The 26,478-nt window shown below is 67.3% G+C and carries 18 protein-coding genes; 10 read left to right on the forward strand and 8 right to left on the reverse strand.

Annotation, left to right across the window (positions count from 1 at the left end; genetic code table 11):
• Nucleotides 1–146 precede the first annotated feature (146 nt).
• The gene (locus OC534_RS07510; RefSeq protein ID WP_153164388.1) at nucleotides 147–1,511 is read left to right on the forward strand and encodes an NAD-dependent succinate-semialdehyde dehydrogenase; all 1,365 of its coding nucleotides are present in this window, start codon (nucleotides 147–149) and stop codon (nucleotides 1,509–1,511) included.
• A gap of 79 nt (nucleotides 1,512–1,590) precedes the next feature.
• Here OC534_RS07510 and OC534_RS07515 read toward each other — a convergent pair whose 3' ends face one another.
• From OC534_RS07515 to OC534_RS07550, 8 genes are all read right to left on the reverse strand, one after another.
• Entirely contained in the window at nucleotides 1,591–2,589 is a 999-nt protein-coding gene (locus OC534_RS07515; protein ID WP_017357076.1) for a magnesium and cobalt transport protein CorA, read from the reverse strand.
• A gap of 15 nt (nucleotides 2,590–2,604) precedes the next feature.
• Nucleotides 2,605–3,867 (reverse strand): DUF4105 domain-containing protein, encoded by a 1,263-nt coding sequence (locus tag OC534_RS07520; RefSeq protein ID WP_017357077.1) that lies wholly within the window; start codon nucleotides 3,865–3,867, stop codon nucleotides 2,605–2,607.
• Nucleotides 3,868–3,875: 8 nt separating this feature from the next.
• Nucleotides 3,876–4,757 carry a transporter associated domain-containing protein gene (locus tag OC534_RS07525; RefSeq protein WP_262071632.1) on the reverse strand — a complete coding sequence of 294 codons (882 nt, stop codon included), beginning with the start codon at nucleotides 4,755–4,757 and terminating at the stop codon, nucleotides 3,876–3,878.
• A gap of 64 nt (nucleotides 4,758–4,821) precedes the next feature.
• Nucleotides 4,822–5,382, reverse strand: coding sequence for a hypothetical protein (locus OC534_RS07530; RefSeq protein WP_051008651.1), 561 nt, complete (start codon nucleotides 5,380–5,382; stop codon nucleotides 4,822–4,824).
• A 75-nt stretch (nucleotides 5,383–5,457) separates the two neighbouring features.
• Nucleotides 5,458–6,165 carry a hypothetical protein gene (locus OC534_RS07535; RefSeq protein WP_262071633.1) on the reverse strand — a complete coding sequence of 236 codons (708 nt, stop codon included), beginning with the start codon at nucleotides 6,163–6,165 and terminating at the stop codon, nucleotides 5,458–5,460.
• Between the two features lie 3 nt (nucleotides 6,166–6,168).
• Nucleotides 6,169–6,654 (reverse strand): rRNA maturation RNase YbeY, encoded by a 486-nt coding sequence (gene ybeY / locus OC534_RS07540; RefSeq protein WP_017357081.1) that lies wholly within the window; start codon nucleotides 6,652–6,654, stop codon nucleotides 6,169–6,171.
• A gap of 56 nt (nucleotides 6,655–6,710) precedes the next feature.
• Complete coding sequence (locus OC534_RS07545; protein ID WP_166472813.1) at nucleotides 6,711–7,241, reverse strand: hypothetical protein; 531 nt, start codon at nucleotides 7,239–7,241, stop codon at nucleotides 6,711–6,713.
• Nucleotides 7,242–7,280: 39 nt separating this feature from the next.
• Nucleotides 7,281–8,264, reverse strand: a complete 984-nt coding sequence (locus tag OC534_RS07550; protein ID WP_017357083.1) for a PhoH family protein — start codon at nucleotides 8,262–8,264, stop codon at nucleotides 7,281–7,283.
• 602 nt (nucleotides 8,265–8,866) lie between these two features.
• On the opposite strand from OC534_RS07550, the gene OC534_RS07555 reads away from it, so the two are divergent.
• The 9 genes from OC534_RS07555 to OC534_RS07595 all read left to right on the forward strand — a co-directional run bounded on the left by OC534_RS07555 (nucleotide 8,867) and on the right by OC534_RS07595 (nucleotide 26,456).
• Nucleotides 8,867–12,094, forward strand: a complete 3,228-nt coding sequence (locus tag OC534_RS07555) for a type VI secretion system Vgr family protein (protein ID WP_262071634.1) — start codon at nucleotides 8,867–8,869, stop codon at nucleotides 12,092–12,094.
• Between the two features lie 3 nt (nucleotides 12,095–12,097).
• Nucleotides 12,098–15,433 carry a phospholipase D-like domain-containing protein gene (locus OC534_RS07560; RefSeq protein WP_136004173.1) on the forward strand — a complete coding sequence of 1,112 codons (3,336 nt, stop codon included), beginning with the start codon at nucleotides 12,098–12,100 and terminating at the stop codon, nucleotides 15,431–15,433.
• Nucleotides 15,430–17,055 carry a hypothetical protein gene (locus tag OC534_RS07565; protein WP_262071635.1) on the forward strand — a complete coding sequence of 542 codons (1,626 nt, stop codon included), beginning with the start codon at nucleotides 15,430–15,432 and terminating at the stop codon, nucleotides 17,053–17,055. Before OC534_RS07560 ends, OC534_RS07565 begins: the two co-directional genes overlap by 4 nt.
• A 693-nt stretch (nucleotides 17,056–17,748) precedes the next feature.
• Nucleotides 17,749–18,159, forward strand: a complete 411-nt coding sequence (locus OC534_RS07570; protein ID WP_136007018.1) for a hypothetical protein — start codon at nucleotides 17,749–17,751, stop codon at nucleotides 18,157–18,159.
• A gap of 90 nt (nucleotides 18,160–18,249) precedes the next feature.
• Complete coding sequence (locus tag OC534_RS07575; RefSeq protein ID WP_262071636.1) at nucleotides 18,250–21,630, forward strand: phospholipase D-like domain-containing protein; 3,381 nt, start codon at nucleotides 18,250–18,252, stop codon at nucleotides 21,628–21,630.
• Complete coding sequence (locus OC534_RS07580; protein WP_262071637.1) at nucleotides 21,627–23,267, forward strand: hypothetical protein; 1,641 nt, start codon at nucleotides 21,627–21,629, stop codon at nucleotides 23,265–23,267. The genes OC534_RS07575 and OC534_RS07580 overlap by 4 nt, the downstream gene beginning before the upstream one ends.
• A 98-nt stretch (nucleotides 23,268–23,365) precedes the next feature.
• The gene (locus OC534_RS07585; protein ID WP_166472817.1) at nucleotides 23,366–24,337 is read left to right on the forward strand and encodes an HlyD family secretion protein; all 972 of its coding nucleotides are present in this window, start codon (nucleotides 23,366–23,368) and stop codon (nucleotides 24,335–24,337) included.
• A gap of 71 nt (nucleotides 24,338–24,408) precedes the next feature.
• Nucleotides 24,409–25,344: an ABC transporter ATP-binding protein gene (locus OC534_RS07590; protein ID WP_026070782.1), complete on the forward strand. Its 936-nt coding sequence runs from the start codon at nucleotides 24,409–24,411 to the stop codon at nucleotides 25,342–25,344.
• Complete coding sequence (locus OC534_RS07595; protein ID WP_017356125.1) at nucleotides 25,341–26,456, forward strand: ABC transporter permease; 1,116 nt, start codon at nucleotides 25,341–25,343, stop codon at nucleotides 26,454–26,456. The genes OC534_RS07590 and OC534_RS07595 overlap by 4 nt, the downstream gene beginning before the upstream one ends.
• The last annotated feature ends 22 nt before the right edge of the window (nucleotides 26,457–26,478 follow it).

Below are 26,478 nucleotides of genomic sequence, written 5' to 3' on the forward strand. Positions count from 1 at the left end.
CCCGCCCCGACGAAGCGACTGCCCGCGCTGTGGCTCTGGCTCCTGCGACGCCATGACGCACCCCGAGCCCGGCGCCCGCCAGCCGCGGCAACATCCGGATCACACCTCCGGGCGCAGAATGACGGTCTGTCTTCCGGAGTACCACGATGACCGTTGAAATCGTCAATCCCGCGACCGGCCAGGTCACGTACCGTCACGAACTGCTTGATGCCGTCGGGATCGAACAGCGTCTGGCGGCAGCGGCAACTGCCTTCCCGCTGTGGACGGCGCGCTCGCTGCAGGAGCGTGGTGGCATCCTGCGCGGCATCGCCGCGCAGCTGCGCGCCCGCAGGGATGACATCCAGCAGGCAATGACCGGCGAAATGGGCAAGCTCAAGGGCGAGGCGCTGGCCGAAATCGAGAAGTGCGCGCAGGCCTGCGAGTACTACGCCGACCACGCCGCCGATTACCTCAAGCCGCAGTTGATCGACACCGAGGCCCAGCGCAGCTACGTGCGCTACGAGCCGATCGGCTGCGTGTTCGCGGTGATGCCGTGGAATTTTCCGATCTGGCAGGTGTTCCGCTTCCTCGCCCCGGCATTCATGGCCGGCAACGTGGCGCTGCTCAAGCACGCCAGCAACGTGCCGCAGTGCGCCGATCTGATCCTGGCGGTCTGCCGCGATGGTGGCCTGCCGGACGGTGTGTTCGATGTGCTGCATATCGACAACGACCAGGCGGCCGAGGTGCTGCGCGACAGGCGGGTCAAGGCGGTCACGCTGACCGGCAGTGAGCGCGCGGGGCGCTCGATCGCCGCCAATGCCGGCGACCAGCTCAAGAAGTGCGTCATGGAGCTGGGGGGCAGCGACGCATTCGTGGTGCTCGACGACGCCGACCTGGACAAGACCGTCGCCGCCGCGGTGAAGTCGCGGTTCGACAACAGCGGGCAGACCTGCATCGCCGCCAAGCGTTTCGTGGTGGTCGATGCGATCGCCGATGCCTTTGTGGCGAAGTTCGTCGCGGCGGCCGCCGAGCGCGTCTACGGCGACCCGCAGGATGACAGGACCACGCTGGCGCCGATGGCGCGTGCCGACCTGCGCGATGAGCTGCACAGGCAGGTGCAGGCCAGCGTGGCCAAGGGCGCCACCGTGCTGCTTGGCGGCGAGCCGGTGGCCGGTTCGCATGCCGGTTACCCGGCAACCATTCTCGACCATGTGGCACCCGGCATGCCGGCCTATGACGAAGAGCTGTTCGGACCGGTCGCCGCGATCCTGCGCGTGCGCGATGATGCCGACGCGCTGCGCGTGGCCAATGACACCACCTTCGGTCTTGGTGGCAGTGTGTGGAGTGGCGATCCGGTGCGTGGCGAAGCGATCGCCAAGCGCCTGGAATGCGGCGCCGCATTCGTCAACGCCATCGTCAAGAGCGACGCACGCCTGCCGTTCGGCGGCACCAAGCGCTCCGGCTTCGGCCGCGAGCTGGCCGACCACGGCATCCACGAGTTCATGAACATCAAAACGGTCTACGTCGCCTGACGACGCGGGGCGAGGCGGCGGCCCGCAAATACGGGAACGGGCGTGGCCGGCATCTGCGGGAGCCGGCCAGCGGCCGACACTACAGCCAGCGTACGCGCTTGAACAGGCGGTACAGGCCCACGCAGACCGCGCCCACGCCGATGATCATCGCCGGGTAGGCCCACGGCTTGTCCAGTTCGGGCATGTGGGTGAAGTTCATGCCGTACCAGCTCGTGATCAAGGTCGGGGCCGCGAGGAGTGCGGCCCACGCGCCCAGGCGCTTGACCGTCTCGCCCTGGGCCAGGGTCACCAGCGACAGGTTCACGCTCAACGCGGTGCCCAGCATCTCGCGCAGGGTGTCGATCACATCGCTGATGCGCACGGCATGATCGTGCACGTCGCGCAGGTACAGCTTGACCTCGTCCGGCACCAGTTCGCCCTGGTAGCGCTTGATCTGCGAGAGCATGTCCTGCAGCGGGGCCACGGCCATGCGCATCTTGTTGAGGTCACGCTTGAGTTCGTACAGCCGCACCACGGTCTGGCGCTTGTAGCGGTCGGCGAAGATGTCCTTCTCCAGCAGCTCCAGCGTGTCGCGGTAGCGCTGGGTGATCGGCAGGTAGTTGTCGACCACGAAATCCAGCACCGCGTACAGGCAGTACGAGGGCCCCATCCGGCGCAGCAGCTCCGGCTCGCGTTCCACCCGCGCGCGCGGCGCGGCGTAGGACAGCGACGCGCCGTGGCGCACCGTGACCAGGAAGCGCGGGCCGAGGAAGGCATGGGTCTCACCGTATTCGATGCGCTCGTCGACCATCTGCGCGGTGGTGACCACCACGAACAGCGAATTGCCGTACGCCTCCACCTTCGGACGCTGGTGCGCGTTGCGCGCATCCTCGATGGCCAGCGAGTGCAGGCAGAACTCTTCCTGCAGCTTCAGCAGCACGCGGTCGTCAGGCTCGTACAGGCCCACCCAGACGAAGCCGTTGCCGCTTTCGATCACGTCGCTGATCGCATCCAGGCTGATGTCGTGGCGCTTGCCCTGGTCGTCGTAGTGCACGCAGTTGATGACGCAGGCGGGATTGGCGATCGGGACGGTCTGCATGGCGGGCATCGTGCGTCAGCGGGTCGTGACGGGCAAGTCACGGCGGCCCAGTGCCCAGGCCAGGGCGATGTGGATCGGCAGCAGCAGCACGATCCACTGCAGGTTGTACTGCGCCTGCAGGGTCAGCCAGTGCAGGACCAGGCCCAGCCCGGACAGCAGGGCCACCGCCCACAGCACGGCGCGGAAGCCGCGCCACGGCTGGCGGCCGCGCAGCAGGCTGATGGCGCCGGGCAGCAGCAGCAGGCACAGCGGCGAGAGCTGCAGCAGGTTGCGGTTGGCCCACGCAGCCTGGTGGGCACTGAAGCCCCACAGGTAGGTCAGCAGCGCACCGGCAATGCCGCAGAACAGCCAGAACGGCAGCGCGATGCCGCCCAGCCAGCGCCGCCGCGCACGCAGCGCCACCACGCCCGCGGCGGCAATCAGCCCACACAGCAGCCAGGGCCACCAGCGGCGTGCCGATTCGGCCGGCTCCGGTGCGATCCGGTGCGGCAGCAGCACCTGCTCGGCCTGCACCAGCGGGCGACCGTCGCTGTTGCGCGCCTGGCGGAGCGCATCGGCCAGGCGCATCGGCACGAACGCTTCCTGCCAGCGCGACAGCGGCGCATCGGCGAACGGTCCCAGACCGATATCGAAGCCCAGCCACATCCAGGGCGACGGCGAGGCCAGCCGCACCGATTCGCTGCGGTAGGTGTTGCCGCGCGAGCGCCCGGACAGCTGTGAATGCAGTCCGCCGCCGAGGGCCTGGTCAACCGCGTCGCGCACCATCGTGGCGCAGTTGGCGGTGTAGTAGTCGTAGTGGTAACGCGCGTTTTCCGGCTTGGCGCGCTCGGCCAGCGAAGCGGCCAGTGCGCGCGCCTGCTGCGGGTCCAGGTCCAGCCACTGGATGCTCGCGCCGCGGCCGCTCTCGCGGTAATAGGACAGGTCCTGCTCCAGCGGCAGCGCCACCAGGTAGTACATCATCTCGCCGCGCACGAAGCGGCCGATGAAGTCCGGTTCGGACGGATCGAAGTAGCCGAAATTGTAGGAAGTGGCCGCGCCGGTCACCGGGTCCACCACCACCAGCGCATCGTGGCCGAAGCGCTCGAAGAAGATCTCGCCCGGCTGCATGGTCACCACGCCGATGCGCGGTGCGGGCGTGGCAGGGTCAGCGGCGACAGGCGCCGGCGGCGGGGCAGGGGCCTCCTGGGCCAGCGCCATCGACGGCAGGCTGGCCAGGGCAAGTACCCACGACAGGAACAACAGGCGGCACAACGGCCACCGCATCAGCAGGGGCCGCATGGCGTGGGTCAATTCTCGTCCTGTACGTCGGGGGCCAGCACGGTCACGTGGAAGGCCTGCACCCGGCGCGCATCGGCACGCGCCACGCGGAACACGAAGCGGTCCAGGGTCAGTTCGTCGCCGGTTTCAGGCAGGTGGCCGATGGCTTCGGTCACCAGGCCGCCGATCGTGTCGTAGTCATCGTCGGGGAAGGCGGCGCCGAAACGCTCGTTGAAATCCTCGATCGGGGTCAGCGCGTCGACCACGTACTGGCCGTCGGCCTGGATCGCGATCTGCGCGGTGTGGTCCTCGGCCTCGTCATGCTCGTCGTCGATCTCGCCGACGATCTGCTCCAGTACGTCCTCGATGGTGACCAGCCCGGCGACACCGCCGTACTCGTCGACCACGATGGCCATGTGGTTGCGCGAGAGCCGGAACTCTTTCAGCAGCACGTTGAGCTTCTTGGCCTCGGGGATCAGCACTGCCGGGCGCAGCAGCTCCCGGATGTTGGCCGGCCCGTTGTCGGCCACCACGCCGCGCAGCAGGTCCTTGGCCAGCAGGATGCCGAGGATGTCGTCCTTGTTGTCGCCGTGGACGGGGAAGCGCGAATGGCCGGATTCGACCACCTGCTTCATCAGGTCCAGGAAGGGCGCTTCGACCGGCAGGGACACCATCTGCGAACGCGAAATCATCACGTCGCCGACGGTGAGCTCGGCCACCGAGATCGCACCTTCCATCATGCGCAGCGTGTCGGCGGCGATCAGGCCGTCTTCCTGTGCGGTGTGCAGGACCGCCACCAGCTCGTCGCGGGTGTGGGGTTCGCCGGAGAAGGCAGAGGTCAGGCGTTCCAGCCAGCTGCGCTTCTTCTCAATGTGCTCCACGGAGGAGCTGCTACTGTCGTCTTCAGACATCTCTGGAAAAAAGGCACCCGGCGAGCCGGGCGTTGGATTTAGTCTAGCAGGATGCGCGGCGCTGTCAGCGCCCCCCGGCAGGGGCCGCATTCACCGACGGGACGGGCAGGGCGGGTGGCGGTTCCGGCGCCTCCTCCTCCGGCGGCAGATCCAGACTGTAGGTGCAGCCGGCAAGGGTCTTGCCCGGGTGGCTCTTGACCGTGGACAGACTCAGGATCACCGACTCGATCTGTGCCTCGCCGGTCCTGGGGTCGGTCACATCGCGACTCACCAGCTCGCGGCCGGCCATGAACTTGTCCGGGCTGTCGACCGCGGTCTCCAGCGCCAAGCTGCCGGCCAGGGGGCGAGGGTCGGGCAGGTCCAGGATCGCCATGATGCTCGCACCGGCCACGGCGACGTACTCGGTGCGCTGGCCGAACACCGTCAGCGGGGCGGCCAGGCGGAACTCGGTCATGAACTGGTTGGTCTGCGGCAGTGGCTGCAGGCCGCTGGCCACCGCCTTGAGCGGGTCGGCGACCACCGGGGCCACGGCGGCGTAGTCGGCCACGCTCTGGCGGCATTCGATCAGGGCCGGCAGGTCCAGCGTGGGGGTGGCGCCGTCGGCGGCCAGCGGCAGCAGGCCCATCAGGCCGGCCAGCGCGGTGGGAAGGTGGGGCATCACGAGGCTTCCATCACAAACGACAACGGCGACAGGCGCCGATCATGGCATTCCCGCCGTCGGCGCAGGGGCGCGCCGCCAGCGGTCCAGCGCCCAGCCGATCGCGGTCAGCAGCAGGAACAGCAGCGTCCAGTGTGACAGCCAGGCCTGCACGTTCAGCGCGCCTGCCGCGATCTGCCACAGCGTTGAACCGCCCTGTTCCAGCTGCACGGCCGCCGGCGGCAGCAGGCGCACGCACAGCACAGCCAGGCCGAACAGGCCACCCAACTGGACGGCACTGGCGCGGAAGAACGGCTGCTGCTCCGGCGTCGGACGGCCACGATGCAGCGCCCGGTACACCGTGCGCCATGCCGAAGGTGCGGTCAGTACGGCGAGCAGGCCGAGCACCATCAGCGCACTGACGCCGCCCGGGCTGTGGGTCGGCTCGGACGGACCCGCCAGATACCGGGGCAGCACGAATCCGACCACCTGGCTGGCCGCCAGGCTGGTGGCGCAGGTCAGGGCGATGGCGAGGCGGACGCGTCGCTGCGTGGTGGCGCTCAACCGCGCCCAGGCGGCCCGCCAGCCACGACGGGCCGGCGCCAGCAGGGCGACCGCCAGCACGGCCAGCACCGCGCAGATACCGAAACGCACCCCGCCCAGGCTCGACGGCGCCATCAGGAAAACCAGCGCGCACCCCAGCAGCGCCAGCACGAACAGCGCCGCCGGCCAACGCGCGGGGCGGCGGTCGAACAACGGTTCGTCGCGCATGGCTCAGCGCTCGCCGGCGTAGGGGTCGGCGATGCCGAGTTCAGCCAGGATCTCGCGTTCCAGTTGCTCCATCGCATCGGCTTCCTTGTCGTCTTCGTGGTCCCAGCCCAGCAGGTGCAGCACACCGTGCACGGTCAGGTGCGCGTAATGCGCGTTCAGCGCCTTGCCCTGTTCCACGGCCTCGCGGGCCACCACCGGCGCGCACACCACCAGGTCGCCCAGCAACGGGAACTTGACCCCCTTGGGCAGGCCCTCGGGCACGTCGGCGGGGAAGCTCAAGACGTTGGTGGCGTAATCCTTGCCACGGTAGTGCCGGTTCAGCGACTGGCCCTCCTTGGCATCGACCAGGCGGATGGCCAGGTCGGCTTCACGGATGCGGCCCTTCAGCGCGGCGGCCACCCATTTGCGGAAGCTCACCGCCGAGGGCAACCCGGCACGGGGCAGGGCGTAGCTCACGGCGACATCGAGGCGGACAGGACCCTTGGTCATGGCGATACCGGCATTTCAGAACAGTCAGGAACCGACAGTATCGCGCGTGCGGGCCGTCACTGCGACGTCCAGTCCGATGCCTGGTAGTGGATCGGAATGACATCGGCCCCGACGGTGTGTTCGGCGATGCCGGCCGCATCGGCCGAGAGGTGGCAGCTGTACCCCTTGTGCGCCATCACCTGGCGGCTCAGTTCGGCAGCGGACTGCGCCGGTGTCGCGTTGACGTCGAGGTTGATGGTCGCGTTGGCGCAGCCGCTGACGTTGACCACCTGCATCGCCGGCACCAGCGCGCGCGCGGCACGGCCGGCGAGTGCATCGTCGGGCGCCATCCGCCCGGCGGCATACACGTACACGTTGACCACCACGTCCGGCTGTTCCTTCAGCCGATACAGGAAGCTGGCACCGGCCAACCGCTTGTCGGGATCGTAGCTGCTGCGTTCCAGGGTGAAGCCGCCGGCCGCGTGCGGGGCAACGACATAGCGGGTGTCGACGTATGCCTGCGGTGCCGCCGGCGCTTCGGCGGCTGCCGTGGCTACTGCCGCAAGCGGCAGCAGAACGAAGACGAGCCTCTTCCGTGGATCAGGCATGGCACTCCCTGTGCGCGCGGCGATAGAGCGGGTCTGCGGCTACTCCGCGCCCGGTTTCACCTGCTGCAGGTCGCGGCGATCATAGGCGCTGACGATGCGCGCCACCAGCGGATGGCGCACCACGTCACGCGCCTCGAAGAAGGTGAAGCTCACCCCTTCCACGTCGCGCAGCACCTCGATCGCGTCGCGCAGACCGGACTTCACGTGCTTGGGCAGGTCGGTCTGGGTAAGGTCGCCGGTGACCACCGCAGTGGAGCCGAAGCCCAGCCGGGTCAGGAACATCTTCATCTGCTCCACGGTGGTGTTCTGTGCTTCATCCAGGATCACGAATGCGTCGTTGAGCGTGCGTCCGCGCATGTAGGCCAGCGGCGCGATTTCGATGATGTTCTTTTCCAGCAGCTTGAGCACCTTTTCCACGCCGAGCATTTCGTACAGGGCGTCGTACAGCGGGCGCAGATAGGGGTCGACCTTCTGGCTGAGGTCGCCGGGCAGGAAGCCCAGCTTCTCGCCGGCCTCGACCGCCGGGCGCACCAGGATCAACCGCTGCACGCGCGATTCGTTGAGCGCCTCCACCGCACTGGCCACGGCCAGGAAGGTCTTGCCGGTGCCGGCCGGGCCGATCCCGAAATTGATGTCGTGGGTGGTGATCTGGTGCAGGTAGCGCGCCTGGTTGGCGCCCCGCCCGCGCACGGTGCCGCGCTTGACCTTGATCGCCACGTCCTGGGCCTCGTACGCGCGCTCCACCACGTGCTCCACGTTGGCCCGGTTCAGGCGCAGGTGGATGGCATGCGCATCGAAGCTGACCTCGGCCGCTTCGGCAAACAGCGCCTCGATGAGCGTCTGCGCCTCCTCGACGACGGCCTTCGGGCCGGTGATGCGGAACACATGCCCCCGGTTGGCGATCTCCACGCCGAGCTTGAGCTCGATCTGGCGCAGGTGCTCATCGAAGGGGCCGGCCAGGTTCGCGAGCTGCTCGTTGTTCTCCGGGGCCAGGGTGAAATCGCGTTGGGACAGTGCGGTCATTGCGTCTGGCGGCCCTCGATCCAGGGACCGGGCCGCGGGCAGGGAAAGGGGCTACAGAGTAGCGCGCGCTCCGGGTGCCTGCCAGCGCCGCCGGTTGTCCACACCGGGTGTGGAGGTCTCGTTGGCAAAGCTGTGGATATCCATTGGCAGCCCTTGTGCGGGCAGGCGGAAACAGCGGTGGTGAAAAAACCGCCGGTCGCGTCGCCGGTTGTCCACACAGGATGTGGACCTGGAGGCGATCAACCTGTGGATAGCATGGCAAGCGCCTTGTGCCGCAGGGCATGTGGCCGGGTGGTCAGGAAATGACCAGTACAGCCCCGCGCGTGAGGCGGATTCGCGTCAGGGATTTCTGACGTTGGCGTAAGAATTGCACTAAGGGTTTCACCGGAACCCGTGCGGGGCGGCCATCTGCGATATTCTTGCGCCGGGCAGACCGGTCGCCGGATGCGCTCATCGCACAGGGGGTGCGTGGGCCATCCCGGGTGCGACGCTGTTCGCAGGACATGGAGGTGCACGATGGCAGTCCACGAACCGGACCGCCGTGGTGCACGTTGGTTTCGGGACCAATGAGTCGGCCGGATGGCCGCGAATGGACGGGTACGATGCAGGATGCAGTCGCAGTGTTTTCCTCGCTGACGGGCGTGGCAGGAATGGACGGGGAAAGCCGTCCGCATCGCCTGGCGCTGGCCGCCGGCGCGCCGCTGCTGGTGGAGCGCTGGTGGGGTCACGAGCAGTTGTCGGACGGCTTCGAATGGTGGGTCGATGTCCTCGCCACCGATGCCGATCTGGATCTGGATGGCTGGCTGGGCACAACGGCCACGCTGCGCTCGCGGCAGACCGGTGGCCACGACGCGGTGCGCAGCGGCGTGGTCCGCGAAGCGGCCTGCATCGCCGCCGATGGTGGCCTGGCCCGGTATCGCCTGTGTCTGGTGCCCTGGACCTGGGCGATGGGCCAGGGGCGGCACAGCCGGGTGTTCCAGGAACGCACGGTACTGGAGATCCTGCAGAGCGTGATCGAGCCGTACAGCGCGCATGCCGCCTGGCGGGTCAGCGATGAAGTGGGGGACTTCCTGGCGGCAGTGCCGGCGCGCAGCTACTGCGTGCAGTACCGCGAGTCGGACCTGGACTTCATGCAGCGCCTGCTGGCCGAGGAAGGGCTGGGCTGGCGCATCGAGGAGGACGAAGGTGCTCCGGCCGGCCACGCGCTGGTGGTGTTCGCCGACAGCGGCGCGCAGGCGCAGGACGCCACTGCCGAGCGTGACGGTGGGCTGCGCTTCCACCGCAGTGATGCCACCGAGGCCACCGACAGCGTGCTGGCATTGGGCCGTACCCAGCGTGTCGGGGTGACCCGGCTGGTGCTGGCCAGCGACGACTACGTGTCGCGCCAGGCCCGCCAGGGGCAGACCCCGGTGCTGGCGGCGCAGCAGGACGGCACCGCACTGGAAGACTATGCCCCGGTGGGCGCCTACGCCTTCGCCGGCCGCGCCGCGGCCGAGCACTACAGCCGCCTCGCCGCGCAGGCGCACGAATCGCGTGGGGCGTCCTGGCTGGGCAGCAGCACCGCGCCCAGCCTGCGCACGGGGACGTGGTTCGGCGTGCGCCAGTGGCCGATGGCCGACCGTGGCGGTACCCCGTCCGTGCTGGTGACCCGCGTGCTGCATCAGGGCAGCAACAATTTTCCCACCGCCACGCGCGAGGCACTGCAGCAGCGCCTGGGTGAGCCGATGCCGGCGTCGAGCGGCACCGATGCAGAGCGCTTTGCCCGCCTCCAGGCCCGCGCCGAATCGCTCGGCTACGCCAATGCGTTCGACGGCGTGGATCGTGGCCAGCCGTGGCGCCCGGCGCGCGAGGATGGCACCGGTCTGCGCCTGAATCCCCGTCCCATCGCGCCGGGTTACCAGACCGCGCGCGTGATCGCGGCCGACGGCAGCGACACCGGCGAGGTGTCCTGCGACACGCTCGGCCGGATCAAAGTGCGCTTCCATTTCCAGTCCCCGGGCAGCGGCGACGACGGCAGTGCCTGGCTGCGCGTGGCGCAGCGCTACGCCGGCCCGGGCGTTGGCAGCCAGTTCCTGCCACGCGTGGGGCAGGAGGTGCTGGTGGCCTTCCTCGAAGGTGACATCGACCGGCCGCTGGTGGTCGGTGCGCTCTACAACGGCCGCGGCGAAGCCGGCGTTGCCCCGACCCCGGCCGGCGCTTCGGCGTCCTCTGATCTTGCGGCCTATGCGCAGGCAGGCGACACCCGTCCCAGCGCGCAGGGCAACCTGGCCGGTGGCCACGCGCCGGCCTGGCATGCGATGGGCAAGGGGGACGACGCGCACCGCAACGCCGCCGCGCTGTGGGGCATTCAGTCGCGCGAGTGGCATGGCGAAGGCCATTCGCGACTGGTATTCGACGACAGCGATGGCCAGCTGCGGCTGCAACTGGCCACCACCCACGCCAGCTCCCAGCTCAACCTCGGCCATCTGATCCACCAGGCCGACAACTTCCGCGGCAGTCTGCGCGGCGAAGGCAACGAACTGCGCACCGATGCCTGGGGCGCGGTGCGTGCGCGCGCCGGCCTGTGGCTCACCGCGCAATCGCGTTCGGCACAGGCGCCGGCCGGCGAAGCGGCGGCGCAGGCCGCCCTGCTGACCCAGCTGCGCGACCTGGGCAAGGCGCAGGACCAGGCCGCCAGGACGCATCGCAGCGTGGTGCTGGCCAGCCATGCCGGCGTGGCGGGGCAGGGCGACGAACCGGCGCCGCTGGCGCAGCTGCTGCGCAGCACCCGCACCACCGTGGGCGGCGACGCCTTCGACACCGGCCGCACCGATGCGCCGGCATTCGCCAGCGATGCCGGCCCCGGGCGGCTGCCGCATACCGGTGAGCCCACGCTGGGCCTGTCGGCCAGCGCCGGCATCGCCCAGGTCGCCGGGCAGAGCCTGCACTGGGCGGTTGGCGAGGTCCTCACCCTGGCCAGCGGCCTGGCGTCCGAAGGCATCGTGCAGGGCAGCGCACGCCTGCACGGTGGCCAGGCGCTTGGCGCACTGGCCGCCACGATGGGCACGCCAACCGGCAACAGCCTCAGCGTGGTCAGTGGCCTGGGCGAGCTGGTCGTGCAGGCCCAGGACAACCGGATACTGGTGCAGTCGCGGGCCGGCCTGCGCATGGCCAGCGCGTCCGCCGCCGTCGAGCTGGCAGCACCGACCACGTTGCACGTGGCCACCGCTGGCGGCGCCAGCATCACCCTGGAAGGCGGCAACCTCACGGTCACCTGTCCGGGCACCATCACCGTCCATGCCGGCAGCAAGTCGTTCGTTGGCCCGACCAACCTGACCTATCCGCTGCCAACCATGCCGCGCAGCGAATCGCCCGAGGTGATGCCGACCTTCGCCTTCCGTCTGCAGGATATTCCCGGTCCACAGGGCGTGGCGCTGGCCGGCCAGCCGTGGAAGATCGTGCGCACCCGGCAGGCCGCCACCGACACCCCCGACAACCTGCACGCGGTGGACGCCGACGAGTGGGTGGAGGTGCTCAAGGAGGGCAGCGCCGACGGCGACGGCAAGGTCACGTTGGACGATGCCGACTGCAAGGCGGTCTGGGATGCGGTGGCCCGCTTCCCGGGGCGCCTGTATCTGGTGCACGGCATCGACGCGATCCCGCTGCAGATGCGTCAGTTCAGTACCGGCCCGGGTGTCCGCGAGATGGTGGAAACCCTGGATGCCAACAACTACAGCAAGGATCTCCAGCTGCTGCCCGACAGCGACGCGCTGCGCGCCATCCGCCATCGGGTCGAGTACGAGTTCCAGTCCCGTTTGACTGCTGCGCCCAAGCAGCGCAAGGAGATCTGAGTCATGGCCGATGGGACCAACACCAGCACCGTCGCGCGCAACGCGCTGACCTGCCAGACCGGCCAGCAGAGCACGTCCAGCGGTGATTACTATGCGCCGCCAGATCGGCAGTTCGCACCGGTAAGGCATGGCAATGCCGTGCAGTCCTATACCGACGGCCGTTCGGCCATGCATGCGATGGCCGAGGCCATCCGCGGCGCGAAGAAATTCATCTTCATCGCCGACTGGCAGATGAACTTCGATACCGAGCTGACCGGGCGCGGAGAGAGCCAGCACCGCGGGCGCCTCAGCGAACTGCTGTTCGACGCCATCAACCTGCGTGGCGTGGACGTGCGCGTGCTGCTCTACGACAGCATCGAGGCGGCCGCCTACACCCATGAAAACGAAGCCCGGACCGCGCTGTACAAGATGCGCGATGAAAACACCCCGGGCAACATCGAAGTGGGCCTGCACAACCCGGCCACCGGCCGCTCCGACGCGTTCAATATTGCGTTCTCGCACCACCAGAAGATCCTGGTGATCGACGGCAGGATCGGTTTCGTCGGCGGTCTGGACGTCGCGCATGGCCGCTGGGACGATGGCAACTTCGACGTGGTCTGCGACCCGGCGCTGCATGTCATCAACGATCACTACAACAACAGCGTGACAAAGGCGCGCGGCATGACCCAGGACGAGTGGGAGCTCACCCGCGACATCATGGATACCGGCCCCGACGCCGCCGGGCGCAAGCGCCCGGGGTTTGCGGCGGCCTATCTGCCCAACATGGCCACAGCGATGGACCTGCTCAAGGAGCAGTGGGAGAAGGGGGCCGCCCTGGCGGAAATCCTCGACTACGCCGACAAGGCCGGCATTCCCGACGCCGCCGAACATGCGGTGACCGAGAAGATCCGCGGCCTGGTCATTCCGGGTTACTCCACCGCCACCAGCCTGGTCCAGACCCTGGGCACCCTGCTGGAGGGCATCCAGAAAAGCCTGGCGCAGGCCGACCTGAAATACTCGGAGGTCCTCGCCTCCGGCAACCGCAGCTACGACGAACTGGGCAAGGGCAATGTCAGCGGCGCGGCTGACCATGCCTTGAATGCGGCCAAGGCCTTCGTCGACATCCAGGCCAAGGGCTTCATGGCGCGCTGGGATGAGCTGAAGGCGACCGTCGAGGCCGTCCGCGAGACCGGTGGCAAGGTGATCGACCGGGCGGGTGACTACATCGATGATCCGTCTGAAATCGGCAAAGACGTGGACAAGCTCAAGGCGGCTGCGCTGGACGCCCTGCAGAAGGCCAAGGATGCGTTCCTGGCGTTCGAGAAGTGGCTCAACGAGCCCATCGACCGCGCGCAGATGCTGCTGGATCCAGGACGCCACGCGCGCATGCCCTGGCAGGATGTGCACGCCCGGCTGGAAGGTCCGGCCGTGTTCGACATCTGCCGCAATTTCATGCACCGCTGGAACGCGATGGTCTGGCAGAACCAGCGCGGCGACCGGGCGGCGGGCCAGAAGATCCGCGACGCCACCAATGCGGGCATCCGAACGGCCAACAGCATCGGTGCCGCCATTCCCGAACAGGTCTCGTTGGCACGCGGTCGCGAACTGACGCCGCTGTCGGGGAAATGGCTGGAGGCGATGGGTGGGCGGCAGGCACTGTTCGGCGACGTATCGCGACGCGGCACCGCGGGTGGCATCACCGTGCAGGTGGTCCGCTCGTCCGGTACGGCGCTGCATACGATGGAACGCGACGCCTGCAGGGAGCACGGCCTGGACATGAATGATGCCGGGTTGAGCCCCTACTGGGACCGGAACCAGCCCATGCGCTCCATCCAGGATGCGATGCTCAACTGCATCGAATCTGCGCAGGCCTATGTCTATGTGGAGACCCAATTCCTGATTTCAGACTGCGGCTTCTCCGATGCCGAACCCGGGCGAAAGCTGGACACCATCATCACCGGCGGCCGTCGCGGCGAATTGACGCCGGCGCAGGACAAGAAGGCCAAGATCGCCGACCGCGGACTGGGCGCCACCCAGGGCGTCGCCGATCGGCTTGGCGCCGGCAACGCGATCAAGGACATCCGTGAATTCCGGCAGGGTCAGCCGTCCGCCGCGCACAACAAACTGGTCGCCACCCTGGCGTCGCGCATCATCAAGGCGATCGGCTGCGGCCAGGACTTCCACGTCTACGTGACCTTGCCGGTTCACCCGGAAGGCAGTCTGTTCGATGGCGCGGTGCTCAAGCAGCAGTACTGGGTGCAGCAGAGCCTGCTGCGGGGTCGCGACAGCCTCATCCGGCAGATCGCGCGCGCGCTGGTGGCACGCAAACTGAAGATCCGCCGCGAGAGCGTGAGCGAAGCCGATCTGCGGGCAGCGGTCGCCGAAGGTGGCTGGAAGGACTACCTGACGATCCTCAACCTGCGCAGCTATGGCGTGTTGAAGGACACCAACCACGACAATTACCGCAGCGCACCGCCAACCGCCGAGGGCAGCAACGCGAATCCGCCGCTCTATCTGGTCACCGAACAGTGCTACGTGCACTCCAAACTGCTGATCGTCGACGATGCGGTGGCGATCATCGGCAGTGCCAACTGCAATGACCGCAGCCTGGAAGGCACTGGCGACACCGAGATCGCGGCCGTCATCGTGGACACGGAGAACAGGGTGCGCAATCTGGGCAATGGCGCGATGGTGGTGACGCGCACGTTCGCCCGCGACCTGCGTCTGCGGCTCTGGAAGAAGTTCCTGGGCAAGTCCATCGAGACCGGCCCTGTGCTGGGGCGCGTCGCCAAGGACCTGGGCTACACCAATGCGGCGGGGAGCGCCTATCACCCGCCGATCCTGCCGAGTAAGGGCGACGTATCCTTCATCGAACAGCCGGCCAGCCGTGCGTGCTGGACCGCCATCCAGAAGCTTGCCGACGCCAATGCGGCGGCGTTCGAGGAGGTGTTCCAGAACGTGCCGCGCAACAGCATGGGCACCTACGATGCGGTGTTCCAGGGTTTCGCCACGGCCGGCATGGACGAGAAGCGGGAGAAGGTCCGGCGCTACATCTACGCCCAGCCGTCAGATCTGCAGGCCGGCTACATGTCGGTGCCAAGTGTGATGGACGGCGAGGTAACCCGGACCGTGGGGCGTCACAATGTCAGCAAGGGCCTTGCGCGACTGCGTGATGGTGTAAACGCGGTACAGGGGTTCTGGGTGACCATGCCGCTGGAGTGGGGGCACAACATGGACGACCCGGCCGCCGCAATGCCCAACCAGATCATCGCCGCCGTGCCGCCGCACCGTGGCATCAACGACGAAGGAACACGCATGGCATCGGTCAACCCGATCAAGACGGGCACGGAGCAGGTATGAGATTCAGGCGCTGCGTGACGGGGGCGGTGTCGATCGCACTGGGAGCGGTGGCGTTCCAGGCGACGGCCGCCTGTACGGACCGGACCGACCCGCTGGCGTCGCCCGTCGCAGGTGTGACCCTGGTGTTCAACGACGGCGCCGCCGCGCGGGTAGCGCTGCAGCACGGCCAGATCCAGGAAGACGGCCGTCTGCGGCAGCCGGCATTGGTGCCGTCCGCCGCCAGGCTCCCGGCGGGCCGGTTCGGTCCGGCCGAGGGCCAGGTGGTCTATCTGGAATCGGACGACAAGGGCGGCCGGCGCGTGTGCCGGCTGGAGCAATGGGAAAGCCGGGTGTACAGCCCCCTGGAGCGCGCGCAACCGGATGGAAAACCCGGTCTGCGTCGCGACCCGGCCGGCAAGGTGCAGGCGGCTTCCTCGCGTCCCATGCCCGGGCAGCAGCGAAATCCGATCCTGGCCAAACTGACTCCCCACTACTTCATGACCCGCGTCGATGCCTTCTTCTACGACGCGGGTGGGCACCTGGTCGAGGCGCGCATGCATGAGACGCCGGAAATCACGGTGGCCAGCAATCACGCCGCGCGCTCGGTGGTGGCTGACCGGTTGACCTTCTGTGCCCGCTACGACGCGCAGGGGCGGATGACGATGGCCAGCGGCCCGAGCGAGGCAGTGAGCGTCCAGCCGGGTTTCCAGTGCAGCCAGGTCGCGCCGGACACGGCGGCGATGACCACGTATGCCTATTATCCCGACGGTACGCTGCTGTCGCAGCTTCGCACCCCGGGTCCCGGGCAGGCGGACGACGACACGGCGTCGCAGCCGCCGAGCGCGCGCGGTCGAGGGCAGGGCAACGCGTGGCTGAAAGACAAGGACGCCAGGCGCCAGGAGGCACTGTTCAATTTCATTCCGAAGCAGGGCATCTACACGTTCGCCACGCATGACATGGGATTTGCCACCTTCGATGCCCAGCCGCCTTACGAGCAGCGCAGCACGGATGGCAGCGCCAAGCTGGCATATGACTTCCCGACCCAGCCTGTCCCGCTCTCGGTCATCGACGATCAGTTCGCCTCGCTCGACAGATACCCGCGCATCCGCACCTACCCGCATCGCAGCGGTTCCACGGTAATGGAGTTCTTCGATGCCAACCGCCGCGCACCGCGCCAGCGTCAATGGCGCGGTGCCGACCTGAACCGCCAGGAGATGTATGGCGCGGACGGCAAACTGACCCGGGTGATCCACTACGGGGGCATGCCGCAGGAAGTTGCCAGGGAAGATCTCAAGCGCTACGCCGAAAGCGGCGTGCTGAAGGTCACGCCCACCACCAGCGGCTACGCCAGCTATCGCGTCTACGACTACGACGCCACGGGCAGGGAGCGCCTCGTCTTCGTCTGCTGGCAGCACGATGTGCCGAGCAACAGGCCGTTGCGTCACTTCCCGTGGTGGACGCCCGATCCCACGCCCAAGCGCAGCAAGGAAGATGCCCTGATCTACGGCATGAAGAACGTCGCCAACCGCTGCGGCACGCCGGACGGAAAGATGCTGATCCAGGGGCTGGCGCAGATCAATGCGTACATGGCCAAGCAGTACGGCTACGACGTGGAGAAGCTGAGCTACGACGAGGTGCGGTAAGGCATCGCAGGCACATCGACCCGCACCGGAGACGAGATGGCTTGGTGTGCATCAGCTGTGAGCGTGAAGCCCGGTGTGCTGGGTCTGCTGGTGGTGGCACTTTGGGCTACCTCGGCGCGGGCCGGCGCGGCCTGCTCGGACCGCGCCGATCTCCTCGCTTCGCCCGCGAGATGGCAACGGTGGTCAGCGTGTGTGCCGACTGGAACAATGGGAGAGCCGTGCCTGCAGTCCGATGGAGCGTCCGCGGCCAGACGGCACGCCTGGCCTGCGTCGAGACGAGAGCGGCACCATACGGGCAGTCCCTTACGGATATGACGTGGAAACGCTGAGCTACGATCAGCTGCGGTGAGGCGACTGCGTAGGACCTGAGTACGCGTGACTCCTTGTGCACATGCTCGCACACGCCGGTGCCTTCCCTCTGAGGGCAGGCACCGGCGTGCCCTGCCTGGCCGGCATCACGAGGCCTCGTGACCAGGTTGAACGCTGCTGCTTGATGACCCTCGTAGGCGTCCTTGGCCACGACGCAGTGGATGCCCGCAGCACGCCCGAAAGAGGTGAGACGCCGAAGGCCGCAATGGCCCGTCAGGAGATTCTCCTGCCAGACGCGTCCCCTGCAGCGCGGCTGGGCCGCGTACGGCGACGATCCCGATCCCGGTCTTCTGCCGAGACGGCAGCGTGCCGTCGAATCCGCGCATGTCCGGGTCTGCCCTGGCCGATGACGACACCCCGTCGTGGCAGCAGGATCATGCGACCTACAGCGGCGACGACCGCTGCAATGCCTGCGATTGCGATGAAAAAGGGCAGGCAGTCCGCAGCCGTCATCTGCTGGCAGCACGACATCCCCGGCAACACGCCGCTAGGCTCCTTCGCGCGATAGCCGCTGAACTGCACGCTCGGGCGCTGCAGCCATCACGCGCTCATCCACTGCATGAACCGCGCCGCGACTCGTCGCGGTACGCCGGACGCAACAGGCTGTCCCGGCGGCCGGCACAGGTCGACGAATACAGCGGCAGTCAGTTCGGCCGCAAGGCGGAGATGTCGCGTGCGGAAGTGGAACGCGAGCCGGTCCCTGTCGGTCTGGCCCGCGTCCACCACCGTTTTTGAAGCGGGGGACAGCAGAAGCAGTCGGTACGACGGGGGCAGTTCCTGCCCGGGCTGAACACCAGGCGCGGACGGCGCAAGGAGAGGTTGATCATGGCAGATGGCACCCATACCCATACCCGTACCGTCGCGCACACTGCGCTGACGTGCCGGAACGGTCAGCAGGGCACGTCCAGCGGGGACTACTACGCGCCGGCAGAGCGGCAGTTCGCACCGGTGCGGCACGGCAATGCCGTGCAGTCCTTCACCGATGGCTGTTCTGCCATGCATGCGATGGCAGAGGCCATCCGAGGGGCGAACAAGTTCATCTTCATTGCCGACTGGCAGTTGAACATCGATACGGAGATGACCGAGCGCGGAGGGGGCGGAGACGGGCGGCTGAGTGAACTGCTGTTCGACGCCATCAATCATCGCGGTGTGGACGTGCGCGTACTGCTCTATGACAGCATCGAGGCGGCCGCGTACACGCACGAGAACGAGGCCCGTATCGCGCTGTACAAAATGCGCGACGACAATACCCCGGGCAACATCGAAGTAGGTCTGCAGAACCCGGCCACCGGTCGCGCCGATGCGTTCAACATCGCCTTCTCGCATCACCAGAAGATTCTCGTGGTGGATGGAGAGATCGGCTTCCTTGGTGGGTTGGATATCGCGCACGGCCGCTGGGACGACGGCAACTTTGATGTGGTCTGCAATCCGGCGCTGCATGTGCTCAACGATCACTACAACAACAGCCTGTCGCGTTCGCGCGGCATGACGACCCTGGAGGTCGATCTCACCCGAGACCGGATCGACGACAGTCTGGAGGCGTGCGGCAGGGTCCGTCCTGGCTTCGCTGCCGCGTACCTGCCCGGACTGGCGATTGCCGTTGATCGCATGAAACAGCAATGGGACGAGGGCGCGGCGCTGTCGGAACTTCTCGACTATGCCGACAAGGCCGCCATCACGCCACTGCTGGAGGAAAAGGGCAAGCAGGTACTCAGCGACGCGATCATCTCAGTGCTTCAGGAAATGGCGGACGTCAAAGGCATCTCCGAGATGATCACCGTCGTGCGGACGGTGGGCGGGGTTCTCAATGCCATCAGGATCGATCTGGACCAGGCCCGGCACCGCTATCGTGAGGTGATTGCCGCCGGCAACCGCACCGTGGACCAGGCCGGGAACGGCGATGTCACAGCTACCCTTGAGGCAGCGTCGGACATTGTGGACGCATTCACGGCCATTCACGCCAAGGATCTGGAGGACTGGATCGCAGGGAAGTCTGCGATGCTCACGCGTTACCACCGGCGTTTCGTGAAGGGGCTGGATCGGATGATGATCTACCCCGGCGATCCATCCCAGATGGACGCGGACATCGAGAAGGCCAAGGCCAAAGCGCTGGAGAAGCTCGCCAGTGCCAGAAAGAAGTGGGACGACCTTCGCACCTGGCTGGCGACCGACGTAGACCGCACCCAGGCACTGCTGGACAGCGGTCGCCAGCCGCGCATGCCGTGGCAGGACGTGCATGCCTGCATTGAGGGGCCGGCAGTCTTTGATATCTGTCGCAACTTCATGCATCGCTGGAACGCCATGCTGTGGCAGAACCAGCGTGGCGCAAGGGGCGGGGGCCGGGCAGCGGTGGGGGGCATCAATGCGGGCATCGATTGGGCGGCGGAGCACGGGAAGGCGGTACCAAGGCAGACGTCCCTGGGGCGCGGCCTGGAGCTGACGCCCCTGGGTGATGCTTGGTTGCAGCGCATGGGGGGTGCCCAGGCGCTCTTCGGAGACCTGTGCCGTCCTGGCACCGCCGGTGGAGTCAGCGTGCAGATCGTGCGCTCGTCTGGCACCGCATTGCACGACATGGAGCGCAGGGCCTGCCGCAGGTACGGCCTGGACCTGGACGACGGCAGCAATCTGACGCCCTATTGGGAGCGCGATCAACCCATGCACTCCATCCAGGACGCGATGCTCAGTTGCATCGCATCGGCCAGGGCGTTTGTCTATCTGGAGACGCAGTTCCTGATCTCAGGCTGCGGCTTCTCCGATGTCGAGCCCGGACGCCCGCTGGACAGGCGCATTCGCGATAGTCGGCGCGGTCCGTCCACGGAGGAGGAAGAGACCAAGGCACGGCGGATCACGCGGGGGCTGGGTGTGGTGGGCGGGCCGGTGGACGCTGCGCTGCCCGGTACGCCGGTGGCGGACATGCTCGCCTTCAAGGCGGGTGTGCCATCGGCGGCGAGCAACCCACTGGTCGAAGTGATCGCTACCCGTATCGCCAAGGCGATCCGCAGCGGGACGGGCTTCCATGTCTACATCACCTTGCCGGTACACCCCGAAGGCAGCGTGACCGACGGCGCAGTAGTCAAACAGCAGTACTGGGTGCAGCAGACCCTGCTGCGAGGGCAGGACAGCCTGATCCGGCGGATCTGCCGGACGCTGGCCGCCAGGCGCCTGGGTATCCGCGATGTCAGTGTGAGCGAGGAGGATCTGCGTGCGGAACTCCGCCAAGGTGGGTGGAAGGCCTATCTGACTGTCCTGAACCTGCGCAGCTATGGCGTGCTCAAGGACACCAACCATGACCTGTACACCACGGGCCCCCGAACCGCAGGCGGCAGCGAGGCGAATCCGCCGCTCTACCTGGTGACCGAACAGTGCTACGTACACTCCAAGCTGCTGATCGTGGATGATGCGGTGGCCATCATCGGCAGCGCCAACTGCAATGACCGAAGTCTGCTGGGTAATGGCGACACGGAAATTGCGGCGGTCATCGTCGATGGCGAGGCGACGCTGCGTGATCTGGGCAATGGCATCCGGGTGGGCACGCGTGCGTTTGCACGGGATCTTCGGATGCGCCTATGGAGAAAGTTCCTGGGAATGTCGATCGACACCAGTGAGAAAATTGAGGAGATGGGCAAGCCTGATGGCTACACCCGTGCAGCGGGAGGCGCTTTTCATCCTCCGATCAGCCGGCGCGAAGGTGAGACTCCATTTCTTGCCAAGCCTGCCGATCCCGTTTGCTGGACGGAAATCCAGAAGCTGGCAGACGACAACGCTGCGCTCTACGAAGAGGTGTTCAGGAACGTGCCAACCGATGCCATGCCCCGCTACGATTCGGTGCTCGAGGGGTTTCCATCTGCTGGATGGAATGAAGAGAAGAAGGCAGTGGAACGCTACGTTCACGCGCAGCCGCCGGATCTCCAGCCGGCCTACATGGCCGCTCCAAGCGTGATGGAGGGCGATGTCACCACGGTAGTGGGGTGTCACAATGTTGCCAAGGGGTTGGCTCGTCTTCGTGAAGGTGATGGAGACAGCCGGCCAGCAGTCAGAGGCTTCTGGGTAAGCATGCCCTTGGAATGGGGCCACGGCATGGATGACCCGGCATCCGCGTTGCCCAGCCAACTGATCGCTGCTGCCCCCACCCACACCGGTCTGCACACTAAAGGAACCCACATGGCCTCGGTTCTATCGACCCGCAACGGCAGGAAGCAAGGATGAGCATTGCACGCCGATTGGCGACCGCTGCGCTGCTCACGTTGGTGCTGTCTGCACAGGCCGCTGCCAACTGCTCGGACCGTGCCGATCTGCTCGTGTCGCCCGTCGCCGGTGTGAGCCTTATGTTCACAGGCACTACGGGCCAGTGGGTCTCCCTCTTGGGGCCGCAGATCTATGGCGAGGGCGATCTGCGAGTTCCCGCCCTGCGTCCGGCAGTGGTGGATCTGAAAGAGGGCAAGCTTGGTTTCACCGATGGTCAAGTGGTGTATCTGGAGCCCGATGGCAAGGGTGGGAAGCGCGTGTGCCGAACTGAACGTTGGGAAAGCCGGGTCTACCAACCCTTGAACTACGCGCACCGAGATGGCACGCCGGACCTGCGTCGTGACAGAGACAACAAGGTGCGGGCCGTTCCGTATCGCCGCTGGGCAGGCCAGGAGCGGAACCCGATCCTGGCCAAACTGACCCCGTACTACTATATGGCACGTGTGGATGCGTACTTCTACGATCAGGGCGGGCATCTGGTCGAGGCCAGGGTGCAGGAGACCGAGGATGTGAACGCACTCCGCCAGCGCTACCCCAAAGAGCTGATGATCGACCGCCTGACGTTCTGCGCGCGGTACAACGCCCAAGGGCAGTTGATCTGGACCACGGGAGGGATGTTCGAGTCGTTGGTCAATGTGCCGGGCGCGCAATGTGCCGGGCTTCAAACCGGGGAGGTGGATAGCACTTCTTATCGCTATTATGCCGACGGCAAATTGCTGTCAGAACTCAGGGTCTCGCGAGGAAGCGACGTCTCCCCAAGGACTAGCCAACGCGATGCGTCGAAGCAGGGCGAGTGGTCCGGAGGGGGCACCGCATGGTCCAACGTCCATGTTCCTCAGCGCGAGCGGTCGTCCGTGCACTTCATCTTCACGAACAAGAAGGGGATCACCCGGCTGTACGCAGAGAACATGGGGCTCGCGGCCTATGACGCGCAGCCGCCGTACAAGGAATTGTTGCGCGATCCGAACAGAAAGCTGAGGTACGACTTCCCGCAGCCGGTTCCGCTGTCCGTCGTTGATGACCACTTCGCCACCCTCGACAAGTACCCGCGTGTGCGACGCTACCCGCACCAAAGCGGTTTGAATGTCATCGAATTCTTCGATGGAAACAGTCGCACGCCTCGGCTTCGTCAATGGCGTTCGGTGGAACTCAGTCGCCAGGAGACCTACAACGCCGAGGGAAAGCTGGTCCAGGTGATCTACTCCGGTGGCCGGGCACTCAAGGTCTATCCAGAAGACCTCCGGCGCTATGCCGAAAGCGGCGTACTCAAGGTCACACCCACCAGAAGCGGCTACGCCAGTTATCGTGTCTACACCTACGATGCCAGCGGCAAGGAGAGCCTGACCTTTGTCTGCTGGCAGCACGATGTGCCCAGCAACAGGCCGCTGCATCGTTTTCCGTGGTGGACGCCTGATCCCGCACCGACACCCACGCGCGGCCGCGAAGCGGCGCTGATCTACGGCATGAAGAACGTCGCCAACCGCTGCGGCAGGCCGGATGGCACGATGCTGATCCAAGGGATGGGGCCGATCAACACGTATATGGCCACGCAGTTTGGATATGACGTGGAGCAGTTGGTCTACGACAAGGGGCGCTGAGGCCGGTGGCAACACTGCAAGCCCGCCCGCGCCTCCTTCACGGCTGACCACCGGGTCGCGAGGCAGCATGGTGCGGTCCGCACCGATCGGTACCTGTGATGGCTGCTTCGCTCTGCTCCCGCCTGCTTCGTCTCGGTGTGCCGGCGGCACTGCTGCTCCTCGCCGCCTGCCGGCCGGCGCCGCCCGAGGCCCTGGGCACGCTCGAATGGGACCGGATCACGGTGCCGTCGCCGGCGGCCGAAACCATCGTGGCGGTGTCCGTGCGCGAAGGCCAGCGCGTGCCGGCCGGTGCGCCCCTGCTGCAGTTGGAGACCACCCGCACGGCCGCGCAGATGGCCGCGCTGCAGGCGCAGGCGCAGCGCGCCGGGCAGGCACTGGAGGAACTCGAACACGGGCCACGGGTGGAGGAGGTCGCGCAGGCCCGCGCAAACGTGGCCGCCGCCAGGGCGCAGGCCGTGGACGCAGCGGCGTACTACGCCCGGCTGCAGCCGCTCGGCCAGCAGCGGCTCGTGGCGGCCGCCGACGTGGATCGCGCGCGTGCCGCCGCCGGCAATGCCGACGGCCTCGTGCGTGCGGCCGAGCAGGCGCTGCTGGCACTGGAACACGGCACGCGCGTCGAGCAGATCGGGCAGGGTGCCGCAGCGCTGGAGGCCGCGCAGGCGCAGCAGGCCGAGCAGGCCGTGACCCTGCGCAAGCTGGCGCTGGTCGCGCCGCGCGCTGGCGTGGTGGACGCGTTGCCGTATCGGCTCGGCGACCAGGCCCCGGTCGGTGCGCCGCTGGCGGTACTGCTGGTGGGCGAACATCCCTACGCACGTGTCTATCTGCCATCGCCGCTGCGACCGTCGGTGGCCGTCGGCTCGGGCGCGCAGGTGTACGTGGAGGGCCGCGAGACAGCGTTGTCCGGACGGGTCCGCGCGGTCCGCAGCGATCCGGTGTTCACGCCGTACTACGCGTTGAGCGGCGATGACGCCGCCCGCCTGAGCTACCTGGCCGAGATCGAACTGATCGACACCGATGCCGCCACGCTGGCGCGACTGCCGGCCGGGCTGCCGGTGCGGGTGACATTCTGATGGCCGTCGACCCCGCCGCCGCCCAGCGGTCCGCGTCGGCAACGGGCAAGGGCGGGCAGGACGACCTGGCCATCCGGGCGCGCGGGCTGACCAAGCGCTTCGGTGCACTGGTGGCGGTCGACCATGTGGACCTGAGCGTGCCGCGCGCCGCTGTCTACGGCTTCCTCGGCCCCAACGGATCGGGCAAGTCCACCACCATCCGCATGCTGTGTGGCCTGCTGACCCCGTCCGAGGGCGACATCGAAGTGCTCGGTCTGCGCATTCCCGAGCAGGCCGAAGCGCTGCGACGGCGCATCGGCTACATGACCCAGCGGTTCTCGCTGTTCGAGGACCTGACCGTGCGCGAGAACCTGGAGTTCCTCGCGGCGGTGCAGGACATGCCGCGCGCCGACGCGCGACGACGTATTGGAGAGCTGGTCGAGCAGTACCACTTCCAGGACCGCCAGACGCAGTTGGCCGGCACCCTCAGTGGCGGCCAGAAGCAACGGCTGGCCCTGGCCGGCGCGGTGATCCAGTCGCCGGAGCTGCTGTTCCTGGATGAACCCACCAGTGCGGTGGACCCGGAGTCGCGGCGCGACTTCTGGGAAAAGCTGTTCGACCTGGCCGACACCGGCACCACGCTGCTGGTGTCCACGCACTACATGGACGAAGCCGAGCGCTGCCATCGCCTGGCGATTCTGGATCAGGGCGTGCTGGTGGCTGATGGCAGCCCGGCCACGCTCACCGCCGCGCTGGAAGGACGTACGTTGGCGGTTTCGGCGCCGCAGCCGCGTCAGGCACAACGGGTGCTGGCGGCCGTGCCGGGGGTGCTCAGTGTGGCGCAGATCGGCAACAGCCTGCGGGTGCTGCTGGCGGCGCAGGACGATGCGCAGGGCAGGCTCGAGGCAGCCCTGCGACGCGGCGGCCAGCAGGCCGAGGTGATGCCGGTGTCGGCCAATCTGGAGGATGTCTTCGTCTCGGCCACGCGCGGACGCGAGGGTGGCCAGGCCGGGGACACGGCGGCATGAGTCTGCGCCGGCTCTGGGCAATCATCCTCAAAGAGCTGCGGCAGATGCGGCGCGACCGTATCACCCTGGCCATGATCGTCGGTATTCCGGTCATGCAGCTGGTGCTGTTCGGCTACGCGATCAACCTCAATCTGCGCAACCTGCATGCCGGGATTGCCGATCAGGCCGGGACCGCCGCGTCACGCGCGCTGGTGATGGATATGGTGGCGACCGGGGTGATCGCACCCACGTTGGCCGCGCGGACGCCGGATGAGCTGATGGCGGCGCTGCGGCACGGCCAGATCAGCGTGGGCGTGGTGATTCCGCCCGACTTCGAGCGCCGCCGCTTCGAGGGGCGCGAGGCGGTGCAGGTGCTGGTGGACGGCAGCGACACCGTCGTGCAGAGCGCGGCGATCCAGCTGGCGCAGGTGCCACTGGACAGCCAGCCGCTACGCAACGACCGGCCGCTGCGCAGCGGCGCGGTGGGCGGGGGCGGGCAGATCAGCGTGGTGGCGTTCTACAACCCGCAGCGGCGCTCGGCGGTGAACATCGTGCCGGGTCTGATCGGCATCATCCTGACCATGACGATGGTGATGTTCACGGCGGTGGCGATCGTGCGCGAACGCGAACGCGGCAACATGGAGTTGCTGATCGCCACACCGTTGAGCCGCAGCGAGCTGATGATCGGCAAGGTGCTGCCGTATGCGGCGATCGGTCTGATCCAGACCACGCTGGTGCTGCTGCTGGGCCTGTGGCTGTTCGAGGTGCCGATCCGCGGCAGCGTGGTGGACGTCTATCTGGCGGCGATGCTGCTGATCACCGCCAACCTCACCCTGGGCCTGCTGATCTCGACCAAGGCGCAGTCGCAGTTCCAGGCCATGCAGATGACCATGTTCGTGTTCCTGCCGTCGATCCTGCTGTCCGGTTTCATGTTCCCGTTCGCGGGCATGCCGCGAACGGTGCAGTGGCTGGCCGAGGTGCTGCCGCTGACGCACTTCCTGCGCCTCATCCGCGGCATCATGCTGCGCGGCGCGCGGATCTGGGAGCTGTGGCCGGAGGTGCTGGCGCTGCTCGCCTTCATCGCGGTGATGATGACCCTGGCGATCCTGCGCTTCCGCAAACGCCTGGATTGAGTGGATGCCGACCGGCGGTCGG

Origin of the sequence: Stenotrophomonas sp. Marseille-Q5258 (assembly GCF_946900935.1) — a bacterium.
GTDB classification, from domain to species: domain Bacteria; phylum Pseudomonadota; class Gammaproteobacteria; order Xanthomonadales; family Xanthomonadaceae; genus Stenotrophomonas; species Stenotrophomonas nematodicola.

Excerpts from the sequence above, each read along its gene's own strand:
- OC534_RS07510 (WP_153164388.1), top strand. The coding sequence starts at position 147 with ATGACCGTTGAAATCGTCAATCCCGCGACCGGCCAGGTCACGTACCGT.
- OC534_RS07545 (WP_166472813.1), bottom strand. The coding sequence starts at position 7,241 with ATGCCTGATCCACGGAAGAGGCTCGTCTTCGTTCTGCTGCCGCTTGCG.
- OC534_RS07520 (WP_017357077.1), bottom strand. The coding sequence starts at position 3,867 with ATGCGGCCCCTGCTGATGCGGTGGCCGTTGTGCCGCCTGTTGTTCCTG.
- OC534_RS07530 (WP_051008651.1), bottom strand. The coding sequence starts at position 5,382 with ATGGGCCTGCTGCCGCTGGCCGCCGACGGCGCCACCCCCACGCTGGAC.
- OC534_RS07585 (WP_166472817.1), top strand. The coding sequence starts at position 23,366 with ATGGCTGCTTCGCTCTGCTCCCGCCTGCTTCGTCTCGGTGTGCCGGCG.
- OC534_RS07560 (WP_136004173.1), top strand. The coding sequence starts at position 12,098 with ATGGCCGATGGGACCAACACCAGCACCGTCGCGCGCAACGCGCTGACC.
- OC534_RS07575 (WP_262071636.1), top strand. The coding sequence starts at position 18,250 with ATGGCAGATGGCACCCATACCCATACCCGTACCGTCGCGCACACTGCG.
- ybeY (WP_017357081.1), bottom strand. The coding sequence starts at position 6,654 with ATGACCAAGGGTCCTGTCCGCCTCGATGTCGCCGTGAGCTACGCCCTG.
- OC534_RS07515 (WP_017357076.1), bottom strand. The coding sequence starts at position 2,589 with ATGCAGACCGTCCCGATCGCCAATCCCGCCTGCGTCATCAACTGCGTG.
- OC534_RS07570 (WP_136007018.1), top strand. The coding sequence starts at position 17,749 with ATGTCCGGGTCTGCCCTGGCCGATGACGACACCCCGTCGTGGCAGCAG.
- OC534_RS07550 (WP_017357083.1), bottom strand. The coding sequence starts at position 8,264 with ATGACCGCACTGTCCCAACGCGATTTCACCCTGGCCCCGGAGAACAAC.
- OC534_RS07580 (WP_262071637.1), top strand. The coding sequence starts at position 21,627 with ATGAGCATTGCACGCCGATTGGCGACCGCTGCGCTGCTCACGTTGGTG.
- OC534_RS07595 (WP_017356125.1), top strand. The coding sequence starts at position 25,341 with ATGAGTCTGCGCCGGCTCTGGGCAATCATCCTCAAAGAGCTGCGGCAG.
- OC534_RS07565 (WP_262071635.1), top strand. The coding sequence starts at position 15,430 with ATGAGATTCAGGCGCTGCGTGACGGGGGCGGTGTCGATCGCACTGGGA.
- OC534_RS07555 (WP_262071634.1), top strand. The coding sequence starts at position 8,867 with ATGCAGGATGCAGTCGCAGTGTTTTCCTCGCTGACGGGCGTGGCAGGA.
- OC534_RS07535 (WP_262071633.1), bottom strand. The coding sequence starts at position 6,165 with ATGCGCGACGAACCGTTGTTCGACCGCCGCCCCGCGCGTTGGCCGGCG.
- OC534_RS07525 (WP_262071632.1), bottom strand. The coding sequence starts at position 4,757 with ATGTCTGAAGACGACAGTAGCAGCTCCTCCGTGGAGCACATTGAGAAG.